The sequence below is a fragment of the Caballeronia hypogeia genome (assembly GCF_001544875.2).
Lineage (GTDB): Bacteria > Pseudomonadota > Gammaproteobacteria > Burkholderiales > Burkholderiaceae > Caballeronia > Caballeronia hypogeia.
Window position 1 is genome coordinate 143,727 of record NZ_FCOA02000008.1, and the last position, 13,836, is coordinate 157,562.

Consider the following 13,836-nt stretch of genomic DNA (forward strand, 5'->3'; position numbering starts at 1 on the left):
ATTGGGAAGCGAACAGGCGTTCGCCGCCGCCTGTTCTTATACCCGGCCAAAATTCGTTGCATCAGACGAAATAGAGAAAGGTCTGAATGAAATCCTGTCCGATTCGCGACAAAGCTTGGCAGGACAACGCAACGGCGACAGCCTACACTTGTCAGAAATTCAGTCTGCGCATAAATGTCGCACTGAAAACAAGACCAAAAACTGGACGTTTCACCGTTTTTACCAGCCATTCACTATGCAAACGAGCATCGACAAGGGCGCTATGGCGCCATCGGGCACTTCAGCCGGCACCGCTGGCGGCGCTTCCGCCGCGGCTGCCACGGGTACGGGCGTGCAGCGAACCGTTTATTCGGTCCTCGGCGCGATCAGCTTCTCGCACCTGCTGAACGACATGATCCAGTCGCTGATCCTGGCGATCTATCCAATGTTCAAGAGCGAATTCGCGCTCTCGTTCGGACAGATAGGGCTGATCACGCTGGTGTATCAGGTGACGGCGTCGCTGCTGCAGCCGCTCGTCGGGCTCTATACCGACAAGCATCCGAAGCCGTATTCGCTTCCCGTGGGCATGGGCTTCACGCTGTCCGGTCTTCTGCTGATGTCGGTCGCGCCCAATTTCGGCACGCTGCTGATCGCGGCGGCGCTGGTGGGCTGCGGCTCATCGGTGTTCCATCCGGAGTCGTCCCGCGTGGCGCGCATGGCCTCGGGCGGCAAGCACGGTCTCGCGCAATCGCTGTTTCAGGTCGGCGGCAATGCGGGTTCGTCGCTCGGGCCGCTGCTCGCCGCGCTGATCGTGATTCCGCACGGGCAGAAGAGCATCGCGTGGTTCTCGGTGGCGGCGCTGATCGCGATGTTCGTGCTGGCGAACATCGGCCGCTGGTACAAGCGTCATCCGGCGACCAAGAAGGGTCGCGCGAATGTCGCGCAGTCCACGCTGCCGCGCGGCAAGGTCATGATGGCGATGAGCGTGCTCGTGCTGCTCGTGTTCTCCAAATACTTCTATCTGGCGAGCATCACCAGCTACTTCACGTTCTATCTGATCAGCAAGTTCGGCGTTTCCGTGCAGACGGCGCAGATTCATCTGTTCGTGTTCCTCGCGGCGGTCGCGGCGGGAACGATCATCGGCGGGCCGGTGGGCGACAAGGTCGGGCGCAAGGCCGTGATCTGGGTATCGATTCTCGGCGTTGCGCCGTTCACGCTGCTGATGCCTTATGCGAATCTGTTCTGGACGAGTGTGTTGTCGGTGATCATCGGGCTCGTGCTGGCGTCGGCGTTCTCGGCGATTCTGGTGTATGCGCAGGAGCTGATTCCGGGCAAGGTCGGGATGGTCGCGGGCCTGTTCTTCGGCTTCGCGTTCGGGATGGGCGGTGTCGGCGCGGCGGTGCTCGGGCATATCGCGGATGCCACCAGCATCGACTATGTGTACAAGATCTGCGCGTTCCTGCCGTTGCTCGGCGTGCTGACGGTGTTGCTGCCGAATACGAAGGAAGTCCGCGCGAAGGCGTGATCGCGGCTTCAAAAACCTTTTGCTCGCGACGGGCGCGCCGATCCTTCAGTGGATCGCGCGCCCGTCGCGTTTCAGGCGCTCAGTCTCCCAGCGCCTCGCGCACCTGCATCAACGCGCCCGGATCTTCGATCGTCGGCAACTCGCCCGGATCGCGCCCTTCGGCCAAGGCCGCGATCGCGCGTCGCAAGAGCTTGCCGGAACGCGTCTTCGGCAGCATGGTGACGAAATGCACGCGCGCCGGCCGCGCGATCGCGCCGAGCTGCGAATCCACCGCGTGGCACAACTCCGACTCGAGCCCGTCGCGCGCGCCCGGCGCGTTGATGCGGTCGGCATCGCGCAGCACGACGAATGCCGCCGCGGCCTGCCCCTTCACCGGGTCCGCAATGCCGACGACCGCCACCTCCGCGACCGCCGGATGCGCCGACAACGCCTCCTCGATCTCGCGCGTGCCCAGCCGATGCCCCGCCACGTTGATCACGTCGTCGGTGCGCCCGAGGATCGACACGTAGCCGTCCTCGTCCTGCACGCCCCAGTCGAAAGTCGAATAGGCGGTGTGATGCGGCACGCTCTTCCAGTAGGTGTCGACGAAGCGCTTGTCGTCGCGCCACACGGTCTGCATGCAGCCCGGCGGCAACGGATAACCCAGCGTGACCACGCCCTTCTCGCCCGGCGCGCAGACCTCGCCGGTGGCTTCGTTGCGCAGTTGAAGATCGAAGCCCATCGACGACACGCCGGGCGAACCGAGCTTCGACGGCAATTCCTCGATGCCGCGCGGAATCGCGATCATCGGCCAGCCGGTTTCGGTCTGCCAGTAGTTGTCGATGACCGGTTTCTTCAGCGCGCTCTGAATCCACTGCGCGGTGGGCTCGTCGAGCGGCTCGCCCGCGAGAAACAGCGTGCGCAGGCTCGACAGGTCGTACTTCTCCATCAGCGCCGGATCCTGCTTCTTGAGCACGCGAATCGCGGTCGGCGCGGTGAACATAAGGTTGATCTTGTATTGCTGCACGAGCCGCCACCAGATGCCGCCATCGGGGCGGATCGGCGTGCCTTCGTACATCACGGTCGTGCATCCGGCGATCAGCGGCGCGTAGATGATGTAGCTGTGCCCCACCACCCAGCCGATATCCGACGCGGTGAACATGGTGTCGCCGGGCCCGCCCTGGAAGATGTGCTCCATCGATGCCGCGAGCGCCACCGCATAGCCGCCGACATCGCGCTGTACGCCTTTCGGCCGGCCAGTCGTGCCGGACGTGTAGAGAATGTAGGACGGCTCGTTCGATTCGAGCCATTCGCACGGCACGTGGGCATCGAAGAATTTTTCGCGCAGCGGCTCGTAGGCGACCAGATAGCTCGCCTGCAAACGCTCGGGCGCGAGCTGCCGGTCGATCAACAGCACTTGCGGCACCTTGAATTCGGCGCGCGACAAAGCTTCGTCGACGAGCGGCGTGTAGTCGATCACCTTGCCGCCGCGCGCGCCCGCATCGGCCGTGACGATGAGCGCGGGCTCGGCATCGTCGATACGCGCCGCGAGGTTCGGCGCCGCGAACCCGCCGAACACGACCGAATGAATCGCGCCGAGGCGCGCGCACGCGAGCATCGCGAAGAGCGCCTCGGGGATCATCGGCAGATAGATCAGCACGCGGTCGCCCTTGTTCACGTGCAGCGAGCGCATGACGGCCGCCATGCGATTCACTTCGGCATGCAGCTCGGCGAAGGTGTAGTGGCGCTCGATGCCCGTTTCCGTCGATACGTAGACGAGCGCGTCCTGCTGCGCGCGCGAGGCGAGATGCCGGTCGACGGCGTTATGACACAGATTGGTCTTGCCGCCGACGAACCAGCGCGCAAACGGCGGATGACTGCGATCGAGCACCTGGTCGAACGGCGTATGCCAGTGGATGCGCCGGGCCTGCTCGGCCCAGAACGCTTCGGGCGCATCGATCGAGCGGCGGTACGCTTCTTGGTAAGTCGGCATGCGCGTCCTCTGCAAAGCGGCTTTGTCGGCTCCACAGAATAGAGCAGCCACGAAACCCCTGCTAGACAGGGCGCGCCCTGATCGGTCCGACGGTTCAGATCGCCTGCGTGCGCGCGGCGGCCGCGCCCGGCGCAACGGCATGTTTCAGCAGCACCGGCGCAAGCTCGCCCGCGACCCGCATGCTCGACACGACGACCGTGCGCACGCCGCTGCCTTCGGTCATCGCGCGCAAGGTTTCACGCGTGCCGGCGCGTGCCTCGATGCGCGGCTCGATCACGATCAGGCCGCGGCAGAACGCGGCGAGCGTCGCGCGGTGCGCGCGCATCCACGCGGCGCGCAGGCGCGCGTCGTCGGCGGTTTCGTTTTCATCGTGCTCGGCCACCAGCACGAAAGGCGTAGCGAGTGCGACGAGCCGGCGCATCTGCGCGCTCCAGGCAAACGCGTAGCCCGGCCTCACGGCGCGCGAGCGCAGGCGCACGAGCGGGAAACGGCTGGCGTCGAGCATGCGTTCGTCGAGCTCGAACGGCGCGGAAGTGACGTCATGCGTCACGGCTTTCGGTGAGAAGTCGGCGGCGTTCACAGCGGTTTCGGGCTCCAGTAATTCAGGGCGGCTACGAGCGAAGACCAGCGGGACCGGCGCGGCACGACGCGCTTTTTCGGTTGCGATGCGCGCGGCGGGCGGCGGGTCGCCTCCTTGGGCGCCTGAGCGCTCGCCTCGCTCCACGCGCGGCGCGTCGTTTCGAGAACCTTCGCGGCGTTCGCCGATACTGCGCAACGCTCACCGCGCGCGTGCGTCGCGGATACCGGGCTTCCGGCGCTCGCCCCGCCGATGGCAGTGAATTCGTTGGTCATGTCGTCGGGCTCCTTTTGCGTCTCGGATCGTCAGACTCATTGTATTGAGAATCATTCTCACCTACAAGCGGGAATTTGGACGGATGACCGCACTGCGGGAATGCCCTGCCCGCGCGCCTTGGCGCGGGCTCGCGGAGATCAGCCGAGCGCGCGCAGAAAGCGCGACAAAATGCCCGACGAATACGTCGCGGCGATGGCGGTGAGGAATTCGGCGAAGGATGCGGGCGCGGCGGCGTCGGCGGTATCGGAGATGGTGCGCACGACAGCGCACGGCACGCCGTGCTCGTAGCAGACCTGCGCGATCGCCGCGCCTTCCATTTCGACGGCGAGCGCGTCCGGCAGCGCGTCGCGCAAGGCGTTCACGCCTTCGTGGCTCGCGATGAAGCGGTCCCCGCTCACGATCAAGCCGCGATGCACGCGCGGCTCTTCCACGCCGAAACGCGAGGCCAGCGTCGGCCCTTCGTCCGCGGCGAACGCATCGGCGGCGGCGGCGAGCAGGTCGGAAAGCGTGGCATCGGCATCGAAGCGCGCGCGATCGAGCAGCGGCACTTCGTAGCGCGGGAACAGCGGCGAGGCATCGAGATCGTGCTGCAGCAACGCATCTGCAACGACGATGTCGCCCACCTGTACGTCCGCGCGCACGCCGCCCGCGACGCCCGTGAACACGACCGCATCGGCTTCGAATACGTGGATCAGCGCGCTCACCGTGGCCGCTGCCGCCACCTTGCCGATGCGCGCCAGCGTGACCACCGCCGGAACGCCGTGCGCGTCGCCGACGTAATACTCGCGCGCCCCGAGCGTGACGGTGCGCACTTGGCCCGCCGCCCGCATCTGCTCGATCAGATCGCCCAGTTCCTGCGGCAGCGCCGCCATGATGCCGAGCCGCTTCATTCGACGGCCTGCAGTTTCGCGACCGCGAGCGCCAGCCATTTCTCGCCGTGGCGCTTGAAGCGCACCTGAGCGCGGGCGTCGCCGCCGGAGCCTTCGAGCGCGGTCACGGTGCCTTCGCCGAACTTCGTGTGGAACACGGCCTGACCGACCTTGAAGCCGGACTCCGCCGCGCGCTGCTCGTTGGCGAACGAAGGCAGCGCCGGGCTCGTGCCGTGATCGCGCGCATAACCGGAAGAACCGCCGCGCTCCTGTCCCGGACGCGCGAACCAGTCGCGGCCCCAGCCGGCGTTGTCCGAGCGTCCGCCCCAGCGCGCGCCCGCCTCGATCTTCGGCGTGAGCCACTTGAGCGAGCCTTCGGGCAATTCGTCGAAGAAGCGCGAACGAATGTTGTAGCGCGTCTGGCCGTGCAGCATGCGGCTTTGCGCGAACGACAGATACAGCCGCTCCTTCGCGCGCGTGATCGCCACGTACATGAGACGCCGCTCTTCTTCCAGCCCGTCCGATTCCTGCGCGCTGTTCTCGTGCGGGAACAGGCCCTCTTCCAGGCCAGTGATGAACACTGCAGTGAATTCGAGACCCTTCGCCGCGTGCACGGTCATCAGTTGCACGGCGTCCTGGCCGGCCTGCGCCTGGTTGTCGCCCGCTTCGAGCGACGCATGAGACAGGAAGCCGGCGAGCGGCGTCATGGTGTCGGGGTTCTGCGCGGGATCTGTGATGTTGGGCGCATTCAGCACTTCAATTTCGCCTTCCTCGCTCACCGCCGCGATTTCCGGCGCCGCGCTCGCCCCCGGACGCAGCGGGATGGAACGCGCCGGCGTGTCGAGGCCGTAGCCTTCCTCGGAAACGAACGCCGCCGCCGCGTTGACGAGTTCCTGCAAGTTTTCCAGCCGGTCCTGCCCTTCGCGCTCGGTTTCGTAGTGCGTGGCGAGGCCGCTCGCGCGCACCACGTATTCGACCGTCTCCGGCAGACTCATCTGCTGCGTTTCAGCGCGCATCTTCGCGATGAGCATGCTGAACGCGCCCAGCGTCGATCCCGCCTTGCCGGTTACGTACGGAATAGCTCCGGCCATCGAACAGTTGTAGAGACGCGCGTTGTCGGCCAGTTGCTCGATGGAACGCGCGCCGATGCCGCGCGTCGGGAAGTTGACGACGCGCGCGAACGCGGTGTCGTCGTTCGGGTTGTCGATGAGACGCAGATACGCGAGCGCGTGCTTCACTTCCTGACGCTCGAAGAAGCGCAGGCCGCCATACACGCGATACGGAATGCCCGCGTTCACGAGCGTGTGCTCGATGGTCCGCGACTGCGCGTTGCTGCGATAAAGCACCGCGACTTCGCCGCGCGAGATGCCCGTATTGATGAGCGCCTTGATCTCCTCGACGATCCAGCCCGCTTCCTGCGAATCCGTCGCGGCTTCGTAGACGCGCACCGGCTCGCCGTGGCCCGCGTCGGTGCGCAGATTCTTGCCGAGGCGTCGCGAGTTGTTGGCGATCAGATAGTTGGCGGTATCGAGGATATGGCCGTGCGAGCGATAGTTCTGCTCCAGCTTGATCAGATTGCGCACGCGGAACTCGCGCTCGAAGTCGTGCATGTTGCCGACGTTCGCGCCACGAAACGCGTAAATGGACTGATCGTCGTCGCCGACCGCGAAGATCGCGTTGTGCTCGCCCGCGAGCAGCTTGAGCCACGCGTACTGCAGCTTGTTCGTGTCCTGGAACTCGTCGACGAGAATATTGCGAAAGCGCGCCTGATAATGCGCGCGCAGCGGCGGATTGTGCGCGAGCAGTTCATAACAGCGCAGCAGCAGCTCCGGAAAATCGACGACGCCTTCGCGCTGGCATTGCTGGTCGTACGCGACGTAAAGCTCGATGAACTTGCGATTGAAGTCGTCGGTGGCGTCGACGTCCTTCGGACGCAGGCCCTGCTCCTTCGCGTTGTTGATGAAGTACTGGAGATTCTTCGCCGGATATTTCTCGTCGTCGACGTTCAGGCCCTTCATCAGCCGCTTGATGGCCGAAAGCTGGTCCGCTGTGTCGAGAATCTGGAACGTCTGCGGCAGGCCCGCGTCGCGGTAATGCGCGCGCAGCATCCGATTGCACAGGCCGTGAAAGGTGCCGATCCACATGCCGCGCGTGTCGATCGGCAGCAAGGCGGACAGGCGCGAGAGCATTTCGCGCGCGGCCTTGTTCGTGAAGGTGACGGCGAGCACGGTCGGCGGCGACGCGTAGCCCTGCTGGATCAGCCACGCGATGCGCGTGATGAGCACGCGCGTCTTGCCGCTGCCGGCGCCCGCGAGAATGAGCGCGGGTTCGTTCGGCAGCGTCACGGCGGCGAGTTGTTCGGGATTCAGATTCGCGAGCAGGTCGGGCATGGGAAAAATAGGACGCGAAGAATAAACGCGAGTGAGGCGAAAGGCGAGCCGATCATTATAAGACCGCGCCGATGGAGCCGTCGGTGGCGGCCGGGCGCGCGTCGCGGGCCGAATTCGTCCGACGGCGTGGCCAGAACCTTATAATCGGGGATTCCACCGCATTTTTTCACGCATTTTTCGGCAGATTCCACAATGAGCGACAACACGCTTGCGAAGAGCTTCGAGCCTCAAAACATCGAGTCCCAATGGGGTCCGGAATGGGAAAAGCGCGGCTACTCCGCGCCCACGTTCAAGGACGGCGCGAAGAATTTCTCTATCCAGTTGCCGCCGCCGAACGTCACCGGCACGCTGCACATGGGGCACGCGTTCAATCAGACCATCATGGATGGCCTGACGCGTTATCACCGCATGCTCGGCGAAAACACGCTGTGGGTGCCCGGCACCGACCACGCGGGCATCGCGACGCAGATCGTCGTGGAACGCCAGCTCGACGCCCAGGGCATCTCGCGCCACGACCTCGGCCGCGAAGAGTTCCTGAAGCGCGTCTGGACGTGGAAGCAGCAGTCCGGCTCGACCATCACGAATCAGGTGCGCCGTCTCGGCGCGTCGATCGACTGGTCGCGCGAATACTTCACGATGGACGACAAGATGTCGGCCGCCGTGCGCGATGTCTTCGTCACGCTCTACAAGCAGGGCCTCATTTATCGCGGCAAGCGTCTCGTGAACTGGGACCCGGTGCTCGGCACGGCGGTGTCGGACCTCGAAGTGGTGAGCGAGGAAGAAAACGGCCATCTCTGGCACATCCAGTATCCGCTGCCGGACGGCTCGGGCCATCTCACTGTGGCGACCACGCGTCCGGAAACCATGCTCGGCGATGTCGCCGTGATGGTGCATCCGGAAGACGAGCGTTATCAGCATCTGATCGGCAAGACGGTCGTGCTGCCGCTGTGCGATCGCGAGATTCCCGTTATCGCCGATGATTACGTCGATCGTGAGTTCGGCACGGGCGTCGTGAAAGTCACGCCCGCGCACGACTTCAACGACTACGCCGTGGGTCAGCGCCACAAGCTGCCGCAGATCGAAATCCTCACGCTCGACGCGAAGATCAACGACAACGCGCCCGAGAAGTATCGCGGCATGGACCGCTTCGACGCGCGCAAGGAAGTCGTGAAAGACCTCGAAGCGCTCGGTCTGCTCGAATCCGTGAAGCCGCACAAGCTGATGGTGCCGCGCGGCGACCGCACCAACGTGGTCATCGAGCCGATGCTGACTGACCAGTGGTTCGTGGCGATGAGCAAGCCCGCGCCCGAAGGCACGTTCAATCCGGGCAAGTCGATCACGGAAACGTCGCTCGATGTCGTGCGCAGCGGCCAGATCAGGTTCGTGCCGGAGAACTGGACGACCACGTACTATCAGTGGCTCGAGAACATCCAGGACTGGTGCATCTCGCGTCAGTTGTGGTGGGGGCATCAGATTCCCGCGTGGTACGGCGAGAACGGCGAGATTTTCGTTGCGAAGACGGAAGAAGAAGCCCGCGCCGAAGCCGACGCGCAAGGCTACAAGGGCGCACTGAAGCGCGATGAGGACGTGCTCGACACGTGGTTCTCGTCCGCGCTCGTGCCGTTCTCCTCGTTCGGCTGGCCGAACGAGACGAAGGAACTGCAGGCGTTCCTGCCTTCGTCGGTGCTCGTGACGGGCTTCGACATCATCTTCTTCTGGGTCGCCAGAATGGTGATGATGACCACGCACTTCACCGGCAAGGTGCCGTTCGACACCGTCTATGTGCACGGCCTCGTGCGCGACGCCGAAGGCCAGAAGATGTCGAAGAGCAAGGGCAACACGCTCGACCCGATCGATATCGTCGACGGCATCGACCTCGAAGCGCTGGTCGCCAAGCGCACCACCGGCCTGATGAATCCGAAAGCCGCCGCGCAGATCGAGAAGAAGACGCGCCGCGAGTTCCCCGAAGGCATTCAGTCGTTCGGCACGGATGCGCTGCGCTTCACCATGGCGTCGATGGCCACGCTCGGCCGCAATGTGAACTTCGACCTCGCGCGCTGCGAGGGCTATCGCAATTTCTGCAACAAGCTGTGGAACGCCACGCGTTTCGTGCTGATGAACTGCGAGGGCCATGATTGCGGCTTCGCGAATCCCGGCGCGTGCAAGCCGGGCGATTGCGGCCCCGGCGGCTACACGGATTTCTCGCAGGCCGATTTCTGGATCGTGTCGCTGCTGCAGCGCGTGGAGGCGGAAGTCGAGAAAGGCTTTGCGGACTATCGTTTCGACAACGTCGCGAGCGCGATCTACAAGTTCGTGTGGGACGAGTATTGCGACTGGTATCTGGAACTCGCGAAGGTGCAGATCCAGACCGGCACGCCGGAGCAGCAAACCGCCACGCGCCGCACGCTCTTGCGCGTGCTGGAGACGGTGCTGCGGCTCGCGCACCCGATCATCCCGTTCATTACCGAAGCGTTGTGGCAGAAAGTCGCGCCGTTGACGGACGCGTATCCGTCGGGCGCGCAAGAAGGCGAAGCCTCGATCATGACGCAGCCCTACCCGCGCGCCGAGCAGAAAAAAATCGATGAATCCGCTGAACAGTGGGCCGCCGAACTGAAGACTGTCATCGATGCATGTCGTAATCTGCGTGGCGAAATGAATCTGTCGCCCGCGGTGAAGGTGCCGTTGCTCGCGCACGGCGACGCGGGCCGCCTTTCCGCGTTCGCGCCGTATGTCGCCGCCCTCGCGCGTCTCTCCGAAGTGAAGATCATCGACGACGAAGCCGCCCTCGACCGTGAAGCTCACGGCGCGCCGGTGGCGATCGTGGGTACGAGCAAGCTCGTGCTGAAAGTCGAGATCGACGTCGCTGCGGAACGCGAGCGTTTGACGAAGGAAGTGGACCGCCTGAACGCTGAAATTGCAAAATGTAACGCGAAACTCGGCAATGAAAGCTTTGTTGCAAAAGCTCCGGCCGCCGTCGTTGAACAGGAGCGCAAAAGGCTGGCAGAATACGGAACCACTATCGAGAAGCTTCAGGCGCAATTATTGCGTCTGCCTGTCTGAATTGAGGGTTCGGATCATTTTTCGATCCATTCCGGTTGTCTCGACGTTCTAAATGATTTAAGAGGATCAGGGTTATCACATGCTAAAAGTTACCAAAGCGGTTTTCCCCGTCGCGGGTCTGGGCACGCGGTTCCTTCCCGCGACCAAGGCCAGCCCGAAGGAAATGCTGCCAGTCGTGGACAAGCCGCTGATTCAGTACGCGGTCGAGGAAGCAATGGCGGCCGGCATTACCGAAATGATCTTCGTGACGGGCCGCAGCAAGCGTGCGATCGAAGACCACTTCGACAAGTCCTATGAGATCGAAGCGGAACTCGAGGCACGCGGCAAGGACAAGCTGCTCGAGCTCGTGCGCAGCATCAAGCCAAGCCATGTCGACTGCTTTTACGTGCGTCAGGCCGAAGCGCTCGGTCTGGGCCACGCCGTGCTGTGCGCGGAAAAGCTCGTCGGCGACAACCCGTTCGCAGTGATCCTCGCGGACGACCTGCTGTACGGCAAGCCACCCGTGATGTCGCAGATGATCGAAGTATTCGACCACTATCACAGCTCCGTGATCGGAGTCGAAGAGATCCCGCCGGAGGATTCGAAGTCCTACGGCATCATCGACGGCAAGGAGTGGGAAGACAACATCTTCAAGCTGTCGGGAATTGTCGAAAAGCCGGAACCGGCGGTGGCGCCGTCGAACCTGGGCGTCGTCGGCCGTTATGTGCTGAAGCCGCGCATCTTCGATCACATCCGCGCGCTGAAGCCGGGCGCGGGCGGCGAACTGCAACTGACGGACGCGATCCAGTCGCTGCTGTCGGATGAGCAAGTGCTCGCGTACAAGTATCACGGCACGCGTTTCGACTGCGGTTCCAAGCTGGGTTATCTGAAGGCCACAGTGGAATTCGCCCTGCGTCACCCGGAAGTGAAAGCGGAATTCGAGGAATATCTGCGCAATCGCGCGCCGATTCTCGAAGGCTGATCTCCTTCCTGCTGCGAGTCGAAAAAAAGCCCGTCACGATGTGACGGGCTTTTTGCTTTTGCGGAGCAGAGTTTCTGGCCCTTACCGGCGACGCATCAGGAAAATGAACGTCTTGTCCTGCGCCGTCGATTCGACGATCTCGTTGCCGGTCTGCTTGGCGAATGCCGCGAAGTCGCGCTGCGAGCCGGGATCGGTCGCGAGCACCTTCAAGATCTGACCGCTCGTCATGTCGGCGAGCGCCTTCTTCGCCCGCAGGATCGGCAGCGGGCAGTTCAGCCCGCGCGCGTCGACTTCCTTGTGAACTTCCATCGCGATTGAACCTTTCCTTTGCCTGGTGGATGAGCGGTCGGTGAACGTGCAATTTTAACGCAGCGGTCACGAATGCACTGGAGCGGGACGTCCATCGGGATGCAAATCTCTCGCGGACGAGCGGGGGGCGCAAAGCATCTGACGCTAGTCCGAATACCTTTCAAATTTGTCAAAACGCTCGAATTTGACTAATTTATGTGGCTTTTAAAATTTCTCAACCGGAATTTTGACACATTAATTTGGCAATTTTTACTATTTTGCCTAATATATTGGTCATAATGCCCAAGACCAGACACCCTTCCTTCCCGTCCGCGCTCCGTCAACTCGTCGCGCTGGGCGAGCGTCTGCGTCTCGCGCGCCTTCGTCGCAAGCTGACGACGGAGCTCTTCGCCGAGCGCGTGGGCATCTCTCGCGAGACGTTGAGGCGGCTCGAAAAAGGTGACCCGACGATCGCCATGGGCACTTACATGCGTGCATTGCGGGTGCTGGGGCTGGATCAGGACATCGACGCGGTCGCGCAAGACGACGAGCTCGGGCGCAAGTTGCAGGACCTCGACCTGCCCCGCCCCCGGCCACGCGGACGTACCGCTACACGGACGAAATGAAGGATGTCGAAGAAAAAGGATCGCGCCGGATACCAAGTGCACCTCGATGCGCCCGAACTGGGCATAAGCCAGCGGGTGGGCACCTTGTATCCGCACGAGGCGATCACGTCTCTGCCTGCATCGTTCGAGTATGACGAACCGTGGCTCAAGAGCGCACCGGCGTTCATGCTCGACCCGCGGCTCGAACTCTATGCGGGCGAGCAGCATCCGCCCGCCAAAACGCCGGCATTCGGCATCTTCATGGACTCCGCGCCCGACCGGTGGGGTCGCGTCCTGATGGAACGGCGCGAAGCCGCCGCTGCCGCGAAGCAAGACCGCAAGATGCGCAAGTTCCAGGAGTTCGACTACCTGCTGGGCGTCTACGACCACACCCGGATGGGAGGCTTGCGCTTCCGCTTTGCGACCGACCCCTTCCTGGACGCAAGCGACAACGCGGCGCCGCCCGTCTCCTCGCTGAAGGAACTCGCGTACATCAGTCGGCGTGTGGAAGAACCGGGCGTCGAGAGGCTTCCCGAGTACGAGAAGTGGCTCGCGATGCTGGTGGCGCCGGGCTCGTCCCTCGGCGGCGCCCGGCCAAAAGCAAACTTCACGGACGATGACAAGCGACTATGGATCGCCAAGTTTCCTGCCAGGGACGATCGCTATGACGTTGGCGCATGGGAATTCCTGATGCATGTCCTTGCGAAGAATGCCGGCATCACGCTTCCGGATGCGCGGCTCGAAAAACTCTCCGAGCGCTACGGCACGTTCTGCTCCGCGCGTTTCGACCGCCTGGGCGATGGCCGTCGCATGTACGCCTCCGCGATGACGCTACTGGAGCGCCAGGACGGCGACACCGGCGCGAGCTACCTCGACCTCGCGCAATACATCGCAGATAACGGCGCGCAAGGACACGTCGACGAAGACCTCAGGCAAATGTTTCGTCGCGCTGTCTTCAACGTAATCGTCGGAAATAGGGATGATCATCTGCGCAATCACGGCTTCATTCGCGAACCCTCCGGCTGGCGGCTGTCACCCGCGTTCGACATTAACCCGAATCCTGGCAAGGCGGATCATGCATTGACGCTCGACGGACAGAATGCATCGCCTGACGTGCACTCGGTCATGGCGACAGCGGAGCTTTACCGGTTGACCGAGAAGGAAGCCAACGCCGTTCTCGGAAAGGTGGAATCGGCTATCGCGGACTGGCGCAATGAGGCCAGAAAACTGTCGCTTCCCTCGTTCGAGATTCAACAGATGGAGAACATCATTCAGGCGTAGTTTTGTCGATCCCCATAAAAAAGAGCCTCGCTAGCGAGGCTCCTCGATCACAT

11 protein-coding genes are annotated in these 13,836 nt (G+C 63.3%); 5 read left to right on the forward strand and 6 right to left on the reverse strand.

The features are described from left to right. The first annotated feature begins 235 nt into the window (after positions 1–235). A complete protein-coding gene (locus AWB79_RS14890) occupies positions 236–1,504 on the forward strand; it encodes an MFS transporter (RefSeq protein WP_061168185.1) in 1,269 nt (422 codons plus the stop codon). A gap of 79 nt (positions 1,505–1,583) precedes the next feature. Here AWB79_RS14890 and AWB79_RS14895 read toward each other — a convergent pair whose 3' ends face one another. The 5 genes from AWB79_RS14895 to AWB79_RS14915 form a co-directional block, all read right to left on the reverse strand. Next, a complete protein-coding gene (locus tag AWB79_RS14895; protein ID WP_061168186.1) occupies positions 1,584–3,476 on the reverse strand; it encodes a propionate--CoA ligase in 1,893 nt (630 codons plus the stop codon). Positions 3,477–3,570: 94 nt separating this feature from the next. After that, positions 3,571–4,056 carry a hypothetical protein gene (locus tag AWB79_RS14900; protein ID WP_061168187.1) on the reverse strand — a complete coding sequence of 162 codons (486 nt, stop codon included), beginning with the start codon at positions 4,054–4,056 and terminating at the stop codon, positions 3,571–3,573. Further along, positions 4,053–4,328 carry a hypothetical protein gene (locus AWB79_RS14905; RefSeq protein ID WP_061168188.1) on the reverse strand — a complete coding sequence of 92 codons (276 nt, stop codon included), beginning with the start codon at positions 4,326–4,328 and terminating at the stop codon, positions 4,053–4,055. The genes AWB79_RS14900 and AWB79_RS14905 overlap by 4 nt, the downstream gene beginning before the upstream one ends. A gap of 138 nt (positions 4,329–4,466) precedes the next feature. Further along, positions 4,467–5,219, reverse strand: coding sequence for a 5'-methylthioadenosine/adenosylhomocysteine nucleosidase (locus AWB79_RS14910; protein ID WP_061168189.1), 753 nt, complete (start codon positions 5,217–5,219; stop codon positions 4,467–4,469). Further along, positions 5,216–7,588, reverse strand: a complete 2,373-nt coding sequence (locus AWB79_RS14915; protein WP_061168190.1) for a UvrD-helicase domain-containing protein — start codon at positions 7,586–7,588, stop codon at positions 5,216–5,218. The genes AWB79_RS14910 and AWB79_RS14915 overlap by 4 nt, the downstream gene beginning before the upstream one ends. 192 nt (positions 7,589–7,780) lie before the next feature. Here AWB79_RS14915 and AWB79_RS14920 point away from each other — a divergent pair, with 192 nt between their 5' ends. Both AWB79_RS14920 and galU read left to right on the forward strand, forming a co-directional pair. Then, a complete protein-coding gene (locus tag AWB79_RS14920) occupies positions 7,781–10,648 on the forward strand; it encodes a valine--tRNA ligase (RefSeq protein WP_061168191.1) in 2,868 nt (955 codons plus the stop codon). Positions 10,649–10,727: 79 nt separating this feature from the next. Beyond that, positions 10,728–11,609 (forward strand): UTP--glucose-1-phosphate uridylyltransferase GalU, encoded by an 882-nt coding sequence (gene galU, locus AWB79_RS14925; protein WP_061168192.1) that lies wholly within the window; start codon positions 10,728–10,730, stop codon positions 11,607–11,609. An 81-nt stretch (positions 11,610–11,690) separates the two neighbouring features. On the opposite strand, the gene AWB79_RS14930 is transcribed toward galU, so the two are convergent. Next, the gene (locus AWB79_RS14930; RefSeq protein ID WP_008341954.1) at positions 11,691–11,918 is read right to left on the reverse strand and encodes a sulfurtransferase TusA family protein; all 228 of its coding nucleotides are present in this window, start codon (positions 11,916–11,918) and stop codon (positions 11,691–11,693) included. A 278-nt stretch (positions 11,919–12,196) separates the two neighbouring features. Between AWB79_RS14930 and AWB79_RS14935 the strand changes: the two genes are divergently transcribed. Beyond that, on the forward strand, positions 12,197–12,523 hold the full coding sequence (locus tag AWB79_RS14935; RefSeq protein WP_061168193.1) for a helix-turn-helix domain-containing protein: 327 nt from the start codon (positions 12,197–12,199) through the stop codon (positions 12,521–12,523). 36 nt (positions 12,524–12,559) lie between these two features. Beyond that, positions 12,560–13,783, forward strand: a complete 1,224-nt coding sequence (locus tag AWB79_RS14940) for a type II toxin-antitoxin system HipA family toxin (protein WP_198399030.1) — start codon at positions 12,560–12,562, stop codon at positions 13,781–13,783. Positions 13,784–13,836 lie beyond the last annotated feature (53 nt).